A 9,331-nucleotide genomic window follows, 5' to 3' on the forward strand; every position below is an offset into this window, starting at 1 on the left:
ATAATTTATTTGAAGTAGCACAATAGGTTAAATTATACAGTGTATACTCTGAACTTCCGGAAACCTGTGTTGTGACGATCTGTTCCCCTTTATACCATACAACAAACCAGTATCCTGTCGCATGGTCTACGCTGTTTCAGGTGAATTTTACCATATCTCCTACTGTATAGCTGTCACTGTTTTTCCATATGGATGGAGTTGTCGTTATTGGATCTGGCTTTCTATTGGATAAAAACAAATCCGCTTCAGCATTTCGCCTTCTTGTCAATCCCGCTAAGACTTGACCTCCTGATTTATTCCAGTTTGTAAATGCTGTACGTATTTGTGCATCAGAATGCTCTGTATATCCATTTTTCAAAATTGTCTTTAATTGAAAAGTTTCCGTACTAACCCATACATTTCCCAAATTATATGTAAAACTAACCAACGCATCAAACTGATTTTGTCCTATTGTAATTCTATTAGAATTAAGAAAACTATTTACCGAATTCTCTGTCTTCGCAACATCCTGCTTTAAATACTGGTCTGCCTGTGCCTGAGTAGTTGTCATCCCTGCATAGACGTCTGAGCCGTAATGTCCCCATCCTATTGTATAGTATTTTTCTGTTGAAACTGCCTTATATGCCGTCAAACGACAACTCTCAAACTGTTTTATAAGTGAATATCCATTTTCTCCTGTTGTCATTCCTCCTGCCCGGCTGGAAAAAGTATTTATTTCTGAGCCAGTTTCACTTAAAATTTCATCTATTGATTCTGTTATTTCCTCTGTATCCGTAAATAACTCTGTTTCTATTTCTAAATCTGATGCTCCCTCCTCTGTATCTGTTTCCTCTTCCACTAGTACATCTTCTGGAACATCTTCGATTTCCAAGTCCTCTGAATTTTCCATATCTGAAAAATCCATCTGCTCATCCTCTACCGAAGTCTCCACCCCATCCTCAAAGTCGCTGGCAAGTACATCTATTGGCAAGTTCACCGTAAACATCACCAGTGCAGCCGCCGTTATACAGCTAAACCACTTCTTTGCTTTCTTTTTCATACTCTGTTTCCTCTTTTTTGTGTTTTATTTGCAGATTATAGCAAAACAACAGGTTGTTCTTTTTGAGCCTTTTGTTTTTCTAGTACAAATTGTTCTTTTATTCCTGCAAATTTCATTATTTTTATGCATTATTTCTTCTCTGGTGCTTGATTTGATTTAATTTTAGTACATATATTTACTGATTGCAATGATAAATATATGTACTATGGTAAAGTTTACCTAAATTGCATGGAAGGAGGCTTTATTTGAATTATATACAACGAATTCGGGATCTTCGTGAAGATGCCGACTGTACGCAGACTCAGATTGCAGAATATCTCGGAACCTCTCAGACTATGTATGCCCGATACGAACGCGGAGCCAATGAAATGCCAATCCGACATTTGATTGCACTGTGTCAGTATTATCAGGTCTCTGCCGACTATATCCTCGGCTTCACCAATATCAAAAAACCTCTTCCTGTAAGAAAACACTCAAGATATAAAAATTAAGGCTGACAGTCATCTCATACGACTGCCAGCCTTAATCTTATCTACACATCCTTACATTCATTTACCTGGATTTCTTATACTGTCAACAATTCAGAATTTTTTATAATATCTTTTATCTGTTCTTCGTCCATTTCTGCCACATCCGCGATCTGAGCAGCTGTATAGCCTTTGTTGTACATTTTCATGATCATTTCCCGTTTACCCATTTCAATTCCGGTTTCAATTCCAGTCTCTTTAATTTTCTGGCTTAAATTACACATAATACTCACATCCTCTCTGAAATCCTTTTCTATTGGAATTGCATATTCATTTCCAATGATGTCCAGTTTTTCGTTTACCGTTAAATCCTGAGACAACAATGCTCCCAGTAATCTATGTAACTCGTATTTTTCCTCATGCTTCGGAAGTTCTTCGGCAAGCCCGATCATTACGATATTAATCAAGTCCATTTTTCCCTTCCAGGCATGGAAGTTTACAATACTGTCTTTCACCAGATGAATATGTTCCAAACTATTTTCTGGCATATTCATGCATACCCAAATAGAATAGACTCGCTTGATATCATTATAATTTGAATTTGAAAAATCTCTTTCCTTTTGTGAGGAAAGCATCCGACTTACATAAAAAACAGAGCCAACAATCCCAAACAGACTGTCAGCCCTGCTTTCATTCACACATATCCAAATTCAATATTACCCTATTTCGTCAGAACCCTATAATTTTCTTTCTCATTATAATCTTTATGGATTCCGTCATCTTCGTACAGAGTATAGCTGCTGCCTTCATAGCCAAGCATCTTGAGGTGCTCTGTATCAATATCTTTCACGCACTCTGCCACTTCTGCGAGCGGGATGCATTTGCCGCTTCTGATGAAGAGTGGTACTTCGTTGAGTGCTACGTCTACATAATGAACTCCTTTGGCGAGGATTTCTTCGGAAATGGTTCCGTCTGGCAGGAACTTGATGAATTTCATTTCTTCCGGCAGGTAAACGTAGCGTCCTCTTGCATTCTGCTCGTAGACCGGTGCGATCATGATCTCGTTTCCGAGGATGAGCTGGTCTTCTACGCGAATCGCCATCTTGTCATCCGGATAAACGAAGCCGAGCGGTTTGAAGTACATGTCATCGTTCAGTGCAGCTTTCATGTACTCGCTGTACAGATACGGTACGAGACGGTATCTGGTATTAATGACATTTCGAAAATCCTCGATGTTTTCGAACTGGTAGCATTCCTGCTCTCTGGTTCCTTCTGCCGCATGATTACGCATTAACGGGGTGAATACACCCAAAGCAAGGAAACGGAGCACCAGATCTCTGGTTGTATCTGCGCCAAATCCGCCAAGGTCGGCACCTGTGTACATGAAGCCACACATATTCAGAGATGGCATCATCTTCAGATTAAGAAGGATGTGTGACCACCAGGATTTATTGTCACCGGTCCATATTCCACCGTAACGGTGCATTCCGATGTAGGAAGATCTGGAGAACATCAGGAAACGTTTTTCCGGATCAATACGCTCAAAGGCTTCCCCTGCTGCTCTTGTCATGTTGTAGCCAAAAAGGTTATGCACTTTGTCGTGACGGATTTTTTTGCCATCCACATTGTGGTAAAATCTTCTGTAATCCTCCGGATTGTTTGCAATGCCTTTCATCTTTGCCTGCATATCCCACGGATGGACCCTGCCTTCTGTGTCTTTTGCAAACTCTCCGGCAAGTTCTTTTGCTTCTTTAAGTCCTTCAGAGGAATAAAAGATTGCCGGCTCGTTCATATCGTTCCAAAAGCCTTCAATTCCCTGTTCAATAAGGAAACGATATTTGTCTCCAAACCACTTTCTGGCATCCTTATTCAGCATATCCGGGAAGTGGGTATCTCCCGGCCACACGGCTGCGACGAAATCACTTCCGTCCTCTCTCTTGCAGAAATAGTTGTTTCTGACGCCTTCCTCGTAAACATCGTATCCCGGTTCGACCTTGACTCCGGCATCGATGATTGGAATCAGACGAATATCCTGATTCTTCATTTCCTGTACAAATTCCGGAAAATCCGGGAAGTTTTCTTCGCTCAGTGTGAAGTCCTTAAAAGACTGCATGTAATCAATATCCATGTAGATCATATCGATCGGGATGTGATTCTCGCGATATCCTTTTGCAACAGTGCGGAAATCTTCCTTTGTGGTATAACCCCAGCGGCTCTGTCCGAAACCAAAAGCAAACTTCGGCGGGATGTAGCTGCGCCCGATCACATGGCGGAACTGTTTTACAATATCATAAGCATTTTTACCCTCGATCACATAGATATCCACATCCGCATTTTCGCAGGATACTTTAAGTGTATCCATTCTGGTATATCCGATGTCAAAGGTCAGTTTTGACGGATAGTCAAAAAACAATCCAAACGTCGTCTTACCGCTCACGATAATGAAGTTGTGAGCTCCGTACAGAGAACGCTTGTCCTCTGTATGCTCCGGATCATCTGTGCAGTTGCTGATGTAGCAGTAGCCTCTTTTGTTGATTCCGCGGTTGGATTCACCCAGGCCATAGACGATGTCATCTTCGTCCATGATATAGGTAAAAGCAAATCCTTCTTCCTGACTGATCTTTCCATATGGAAAAATGCCCTCAGTTGTTTCGATTTTTTCGGTCAGTGCCTCCGTGTCAAACGGAGTTCCATATCTGTATTTTCTGATCATCTCTGTGTTACCTCTTATTTATATAATACAAATGCCTCATATGGTTTCAGAATGATTTTGCCATCAAATGCAGTTCTGCCAAGGTTTGTGATCAGGCATTCTGCACCTTTAAATTCTTCCGGTACTTCTACTTCTGCGTCCTTGTCAGTGAAATTGCAGACTGTCAGAAGTTTTTCCTGATCCAGTTTTCTTGTGTAAGCAAAAATCTGCTCGTCGTCACGATAAAGCGGTTCAAACTCACCATAAACGATGATGTCTTTTTCTTTACGCAGGCTGATCAGTTTCTGATAGTAATGGAAAATAGAGTTCGGATCTTTGAGCTGCTGCGCCGCATTGATCTCTTTATAGTTCGGGTTCACTTTGATCCAGGACTCACCGTCTGTAAATCCTGCCTGCGCGGAAGTATCCCACTGCATCGGAGTTCTCGCGTTGTCACGACTTCTCAGCATCAGACATTTCATCATGTATTCCGGAGTCATAAGTCCTGATTCCGTAAGTTCTGTAAAGAAATTGATACTCTCAATATCACGATAGTCTTCCAGTTTGTCGAAGTAGACATTTGTCATACCAAGCTCTTCACCCTGATACACATATGGTGTTCCCTGCATCATATGAAGACAGGTCGCCAGCATTTTTGCGGAAGTCTCTCTGTATGCCGGATTGTCATTTCCAAATCGGCTGACACTTCTCGGCTGATCATGATTTCCAAGAAACAGGCTGTTCCATGCTTTGCCCTGAAGTTCTTCCTGCCATTTGATCATGATGCGCTTGAACTCTTTGAAATCATATTTCTCAGTTGTCCACTTTCCGTAATCACCGCTTCCATTATCCACATGCTCAAACTGAAATACCATATTCAGTTCTTTTCCGGCTTCTCCCGCATATTTCTGTGCCTCTTCGATAGTAACTCCTGAAGTTTCACCAACTGTCATGATATCATATCTGGAAAGTACTTCTCTGTTCATTTCCTGAAGAAATTCATGAACCCTCGGACCATGTACGCAATATGGTCCAAAATCACCATAGAGGCTATTGTTCATTTCTCCGTCCGGAAATGCCTGATCTTTGGAAATCATACTGATAACATCCATACGGAAGCCATCGATTCCTTTTTCACACCAGAATGTCATCATATCATAAACTTCCTGGCGGACTTTTTCGTTTTCCCAGTTGAGATCCGGCTGTTTCTTCGAGAACAGATGCAGGTAATACATTTGGGTCTGGGCATCATATTCCCATGCGGAACCGCCAAATACCCCACCCCAGTTGTTTGGTTCTTTTCCATTGACAGGATCTTTCCAGATATAATAATCACGGTACGGATTGTCTTTGGACTTGCGGCTTTCGATGAACCAGTTGTGTTCATCGGAAGTGTGATTGACAACGAGATCCATCAGGATCTTGATGCCGCGTTTGTGTGCCTCGGCAAGCAGTTCTTCGTAGTCTTCCATTGTTCCGTAGTCTTTGTAGATCTTCTGATAATCAGAGATATCGTAACCATTGTCATCCTGTGGAGACTCAAGCATAGGAGAAATCCACAGCACATTTACGCCAAGTTCTTTCAGATAATCAAGTTTCTGTATGATTCCTCTGATATCTCCAATGCCATCTCCATTGCTGTCATTAAAACTTTTGGGATATATTTGATATACGACGCTTTCTTTCCACCATTTTTTTTCCATGCTATTTGAGCCTCCTGTTTCTTATGATTTGATTCATCGACACCTTAGAATTACTCCGTGAATCACTACTTTCGCATAACTGGCATGATCAAAGTTCGAAATGTCGTATCCTGCAGGCAGGAACGACATTCTGAACTATAACTCCTGGTATCATTATTTGACTGCTCCGGCAACAACACCATTCATGATCCATTTCTGGCAGAAGAGGTATACGATCAGTACAGGGGCAAGAACCAGCAGATAGGATGCGAATGCCAGGTTGTAATCTACAGAGAACTGTTTTTTGAATACGTACTGTGCAAGCTGTAATGTCTGCTGACTCTCATCGCTCAAAAGTACCAGCGGCATGGTGAAGTCGTTCCATGTCCACATAAATGAAAGGATTGCTACGGTTGCAGTGGTAGGTTTCAGTACCGGGAAAATGATCCGGCTGAATGTCTGGATCGGGTTTGCACCATCGATCATTGCTGCTTCATCCAGTGCCTCCGGGATTGCTTTGACAGCACCTGTATAAAGGAAGGTGTTCATCGGCAGACCGAAGATGATATACAGGAATGTGATTCCGTAGATGTTGTCCAGATGGAAAGTATTTGCCTGTACAACTAACGGAAGCATGATTACCTGGAACGGAATGAACATTGCACTGATAAAGTAGTAATACATGATTGAGAAGAATTTACTCTTCTTTCTGTTTCTTGTGATCGCATATGCTGCGAATGAGTTTGTGATCAGGGTAAAGATCAGGTTGATCACGGTAATAAAAGCTGTGTTAAAAAATTTCCTCGGGAAATTTGTCATATTCCAGGCATCGACAAAGTTCTGAAGACGAAGTTTTGTCGGAAATGTCAGGATATTGTTCATGTCTGACGGATCTTTGATTGCGATCATCAGTGCCATATACAGAGGCAGAAGGATGATCAGCACGATTCCTGCGATCAGAAGAATGGTCACAGGCCAGTTGTAACGTTCTTTTACGTTTGCTGTACGACGTTTCATCCTAATTTCTCCTCTCTCTTTTCAAGTATACGTAACTGGAACACGGAAATCAATACTACTACGATAAAAAGCATGACTGCGTTGGCTGACTGGTAAGCAAACTGACCGCCGCCGAAGCCTTTCTTATAAATAAGTACTGCGATAGAAGTTGTACTGGTTCCCGGTCCACCTTCTGTCATCGCCATGATCTGGTCGTAAACCATCAGGTATCCTTTTGCAGAAAGTACCATGTTGATGGTAAAGGACGGTGCCAGAAGCGGGAAGGTGATCTTGGTAAATCTGCGGAAGCCGGTTGCTCCGTCGAGGTCTGCTGCTTCGTACACATCCGTATCAATAGACTGCAGGCCTGCGATATAGATCAGGGTGTTGAATGCACATCCGGTCCATACAGCAACGGCGATGATTCCCCATATCGCATGATTGGTACCAAGGATGTTTACGCTTAATGCCTGGATCCCGAGGCTCTTTCCGAGCTGTGGGATCAGGTTTGCAAAAATATAGTTAAAAATAAATCCAACGATCAGGCTTCCAAGCATATATGGAAGAAAGTAAAAAGCTTTGATCGTGTTTTTGAATTTGATCTTCGCATTCAGTGCACACGCAAGGATCAGACTGATCACATTTACAAGGATCGTTGCGATCACTGCAAACTTGAAAGTGAACAGGTATGCATTTCCTGTATCTGCATCTGAGAACATGTGCAGATAGTTGCGCAGACCGACAAAGTTCCAGTCTCCATATCCTTTCCAGTCCGTAAAGCTGTACAAAACGCCTCTCAGGAACGGGATCGTATGGAAGACAAAGAATAATGTTGCAAGGATTCCTACATAAATGTAATAAACTTTATTAACAGCAGGTCTTTTGCGGGCTGTTTTTTTCTTCATGGGATCATCTCCTCACTTAATCTACATTAGCGATGTCGTATTTTTCATCACACTGTTTCAGGAACTGGTCCATATTTTCCTGATTGTCCATTCCATTGGAATAGTTCAGGCACATTTCAGAAATAAGTGCGGAAAGATCAAATCCTGACGGATAGTAGTGATCCGGGAAGTTTGCTACTTTGCCGTTGGCGATATCTTCTTTGACACCAGCAACTGTTTCATTGTTCTGCTCTACACCTTTGATAGCGGAGAATGCGAACTGATCGTCGATATAGGTCTGTGCGTTTTCCGGCTCCATCATGAAGGAAACGAATTCTTTTGCCATATCTTCGTTTGCGCTGTCCTTGCATACGCCAAGAAGTACGTCAACACCTGATGTTACATAGTTTTTGGATTCATCATTGGATGCCGGAAGTGCAAACATGTTGACATTCAGATCTGCATTAGCACTCTTGTACTGATTGATCGCCCAGTTTCCGTTGATGATCATGACTGAATCACCGTTTGCAAAAGCTTTGTTTCCATCATCATAAGTCAGACCCATGAAGTCATCCTGTGCATAGTCAAGGAGTGTCAGATATTTTTCTACGATCTCTTCGTGAGTTCCCACGAATGTTGTTTTGCCTTCTTTACGGTCGTCTGTGAATCCTTCCGGCTGAAGGTCAGGTGCCATGCTGTTCCATGGGCAGAGGCTTGTCCATGCATCTTTGTAAGTCATAAGAAGCGGCTGCTCTCCTGCATCTTTGATCTGGTCAAGTACGTCAATGAACTCATCCCATGTCTTTGGAATTTCAAGCCCGAGTTCTTCAAATTTGTCTACGTTATAGATGACACCAGATGCGTTTGTTGCGTATGGAACGCCGTATGCTTTTTCTTCTTTGTCTTTGTTTACGTCATAAACCATCTGCATATAAGAATCCTGGATGTTGGAGATGTAATCCTGATCACTTAAGTCAACCAGCATTCCTGCACTCTCTACTTCTGTATAGTTGTTGTCTCCACCCATCATTACGATGTCAGGCATATCGTTCTTTGCCATTCTTGTCTTTAATACAGTTCCTGCATCTGCCGGAGCTGTGATCTTGATCGTCACGTCCTCATGTGTTTCATTGAATTTATCTACAAGCTGCTGAAGAACGTCTTTGTTTTCTGCTTTACTGGAAAACAGTTCCAGCTCCGTTTTTCCACCCTTTGCAGAAGAATCCCCGTCGGAAGATCCGCCGCATCCAGTTACAGTGAGCATACCTGCCATTAAGGCACCGACCATTAATACGCTGATAATTTTTTTATTTTTCATCTTTTCTTTCCTCCATGATGTTTGTTTACAAGTATGAAGGCTGCGCAGCACCAGAAGTTTACGAAACATTACCCCGGACACGTCTGTCCTGTTCCCTTTTGGTGAGTTTATCATAACCCCACTGCCTCTGTAAAATCAATAGGTTTCTCGCGAAACTTAAATTGTAGACAAAGTTTAGCTTCTGTTTTTATGCACTTTGAACAAAAAAAGAAGGACTCTGTCCAATGTCATTAAGTTAGTATGACGCATAAAG

The 9,331-nt window shown here is 42.0% G+C and carries 8 protein-coding genes; 1 reads left to right on the forward strand and 7 read right to left on the reverse strand.

Annotated features, from left to right (window positions below; all coding sequences use genetic code 11):
- Nucleotides 1-136: 136 nt before the first annotated feature.
- Complete coding sequence (locus QZL69_RS03495; RefSeq protein ID WP_022213836.1) at nt 137-1,039, reverse strand: lysozyme; 903 nt, start codon at nt 1,037-1,039, stop codon at nt 137-139.
- 245 nt (nt 1,040-1,284) lie between these two features.
- Here QZL69_RS03495 and QZL69_RS03500 point away from each other — a divergent pair, with 245 nt between their 5' ends.
- Nucleotides 1,285-1,530, forward strand: a complete 246-nt coding sequence (locus tag QZL69_RS03500; protein ID WP_022213837.1) for a helix-turn-helix domain-containing protein — start codon at nt 1,285-1,287, stop codon at nt 1,528-1,530.
- Nucleotides 1,531-1,604: 74 nt separating this feature from the next.
- On the opposite strand, the gene QZL69_RS03505 is transcribed toward QZL69_RS03500, so the two are convergent.
- The 6 genes from QZL69_RS03505 to QZL69_RS03530 all read right to left on the reverse strand — a co-directional run bounded on the left by QZL69_RS03505 (nt 1,605) and on the right by QZL69_RS03530 (nt 9,078).
- Nucleotides 1,605-2,021, reverse strand: coding sequence for a hypothetical protein (locus tag QZL69_RS03505; RefSeq protein ID WP_291518096.1), 417 nt, complete (start codon nt 2,019-2,021; stop codon nt 1,605-1,607).
- A 206-nt stretch (nt 2,022-2,227) separates the two neighbouring features.
- Nucleotides 2,228-4,219 carry a glycoside hydrolase family 31 protein gene (locus tag QZL69_RS03510; protein ID WP_022213839.1) on the reverse strand — a complete coding sequence of 664 codons (1,992 nt, stop codon included), beginning with the start codon at nt 4,217-4,219 and terminating at the stop codon, nt 2,228-2,230.
- 14 nt (nt 4,220-4,233) lie between these two features.
- Nucleotides 4,234-5,901, reverse strand: a complete 1,668-nt coding sequence (locus QZL69_RS03515) for a glycoside hydrolase family 13 protein (RefSeq protein WP_022213840.1) — start codon at nt 5,899-5,901, stop codon at nt 4,234-4,236.
- A 153-nt stretch (nt 5,902-6,054) separates the two neighbouring features.
- Nucleotides 6,055-6,897, reverse strand: coding sequence for a carbohydrate ABC transporter permease (locus QZL69_RS03520; RefSeq protein WP_022213841.1), 843 nt, complete (start codon nt 6,895-6,897; stop codon nt 6,055-6,057).
- Nucleotides 6,894-7,781, reverse strand: a complete 888-nt coding sequence (locus QZL69_RS03525) for a carbohydrate ABC transporter permease (protein ID WP_022213842.1) — start codon at nt 7,779-7,781, stop codon at nt 6,894-6,896. The genes QZL69_RS03520 and QZL69_RS03525 overlap by 4 nt, the downstream gene beginning before the upstream one ends.
- A gap of 16 nt (nt 7,782-7,797) precedes the next feature.
- Nucleotides 7,798-9,078: an ABC transporter substrate-binding protein gene (locus tag QZL69_RS03530; protein ID WP_022213843.1), complete on the reverse strand. Its 1,281-nt coding sequence runs from the start codon at nt 9,076-9,078 to the stop codon at nt 7,798-7,800.
- Nucleotides 9,079-9,331 lie beyond the last annotated feature (253 nt).

This window comes from Blautia sp. CAG:237 (assembly GCF_000436615.1).
GTDB classification, from domain to species: domain Bacteria; phylum Bacillota; class Clostridia; order Lachnospirales; family Lachnospiraceae; genus Blautia_A; species Blautia_A intestinihominis.